The organism is Microcoleus sp. AR_TQ3_B6 (assembly GCF_036702785.1).
In the GTDB taxonomy this organism is placed as follows: domain Bacteria; phylum Cyanobacteriota; class Cyanobacteriia; order Cyanobacteriales; family Microcoleaceae; genus Microcoleus.
The window spans coordinates 1-2,048 of sequence record NZ_JAUBVJ010000223.1 but is presented as its reverse complement, the minus strand read 5'-3'; the positions used below and the strand labels follow the sequence as shown (position 1 = coordinate 2,048).

The following is a 2,048-nucleotide window of genomic DNA, read 5'->3' as shown; positions in this document are numbered from 1 at the left end:
TAGAGGTTTTTCAGGCTCAACCCAATAACGTTTGCGATCGAAGGGATAAGTAGGCAGAGGCACTCGGCATCGCTGGTAGTCTTGGTCAAATCCAGGCCAGTTCACATCTATGCCATAAGTTTCAAGAACCCCCAAGCTGTTTAATATTACTTGCCAGTCATCTTGCCCTTGCTTCAAGGAAGGCAACCAAGAACCGATGCCTTTGGGTAGGCACCTTTTGCCCATTCCCAGTAAAGTGCTGCTAGGACCTATTTCTAGAAATATGGAATAACCCTGCTGAGTCAGTGTGTTCATCCCCGCTGCAAATTGCACCGTCTCTCGCATATGACGACGCCAATAGTTTGCATCAGGGATTTCTCCAGCCTTTAGCATTTCACCTGTCAGGTTTGAGATTAATGGGATAGCTGGAGCTTTAAACTGCACTCTTGCTGCCTGGCGCTCGAATTCGTCGAGGCAAGGCTCGATTAGTGGCGAGTGGAAGGCGTGAGAAACCTGCAAAGGCTGTACGGTAATCCCCTGTGACTTCAGTTGCTCGAGCGCGGACTCCACAACCTCTCTAGCTCCTGAAATGACGGTGTTTTCAGGCCCGTTAACAGCAGCGATGGACGCTATGGAGTTCTGTGGGGCGAGCGCAACTTGCGTCTTATAGGAAGCAAGAGCAGAAACCACCCGCTCCTCATCTGCAAACACCACTGCCATCTGCCCGTCTTGTGGTAAAGACTGCATCAGCCTACTGCGTTCGACAACGAGCTTGAGTCCCTCTTCTAGGCTGAATACCCCAGCAATACAAGCTGCCACGTATTCCCCTAGGCTGTGACCCATAACAGCATCCGGCACAATTCCCCAAGAACGCCACAGTTGGGCCAAGGCGTATTCCAGAGCAAACAGTGCTGGCTGAGTGTAGGCTGTCTCGTTTAGGGGTGACGCGGTTCCAGCTTCGGGATAAAGCACCGACAACAAAGACTGCTTTAGATATGGGCCCAGCAGTTCGTCACATCGTTCCAAAGCCTGGCGGAAGGTCGGCTGCGTATCGTAGAGCTGCCGTCCCATGCCGACATATTGCGAGCCTTGACCAGTGAACAAGAACACCACCTGAGGCCGATTTGTACCTTCCACTTGCTTAATGAGTACCCCTGCGGCTTCCTCATCCCTGGCGAAGGTAGCCAGTTTCTCATGCATTTGAGCCCATGTCTGAGCTACTACAACCAGACGATGAGGAAAATGGATTCGTCCTACATTAGCTGTATAGCAGACATCGCCCAGAGATACAGAGGGAGGCACCGCTAGGTAGCGCTCAAATTTAGCGGCTAGCTGCCTCAACGCCTTCTGACTCTTCCCTGACAGACAGAGGATATGGAGAGGACGTTCCACTTCTACTTCCACGGGTAGGGGTGCAGGCGCTTCCTCTAGAACCACATGAGCATTGGTTCCTCCAATCCCGAAGGAACTCACCCCTGCTCGACGAGGGGTCTCGCCTGCTTGCCATTGAGAAAGGGTGGTGTTGACGTAGAAAGGACTGTTCGCGAAATCAATGTGGGGATTGGGCTGTTTAAAGTTAAGACTCGGCGGCAGCAACTTGTGTTTGAGGGCTAAGGCGGTCTTGATTAGACCCGCAACACCCGCTGCTGTGTCCAAATGTCCGATATTGGTTTTGAGCGAACCGATCGCACAGAAGCCCTTCGCTTCGGTACCAGCGCGAAAAGCTTGTGTCAGCGCTGCAATTTCGATCGGATCTCCTAGAGGTGTGCCCGTCCCATGAGCCTCCACATAAGTAATGGATTCGGGTGCAACCCTAGCCATGGCCAGAGCATCCTTAATTACCTCTCCTTGACCGTTCTCACTGGGTGCGGTATAGCCAACTTTTAAAGAACCATCGTTGTTGATTGCAGAACCTTTGATGACCGCATAAATACTATCTCCATCCGCCAGGGCCTTCACCAGTCGCTTTAAAACAACAATTCCTAAACCGTCCCCTTTTAGAGTTCCCTGTGCTTGAGCATCAAAGGCTCTACAGTGTCCATCAGGAGAAAGAATCATCCCTTCTTGAT

At 51.6% G+C, this 2,048-nt stretch carries 1 protein-coding gene; it reads right to left on the bottom strand.

Annotated elements, in window-relative coordinates; all coding sequences use genetic code 11:
• Positions 1 to 2,048: type I polyketide synthase (locus QUB56_RS36795; RefSeq protein WP_332961286.1), on the bottom strand; the 2,048-nt coding region annotated here is incomplete at both ends.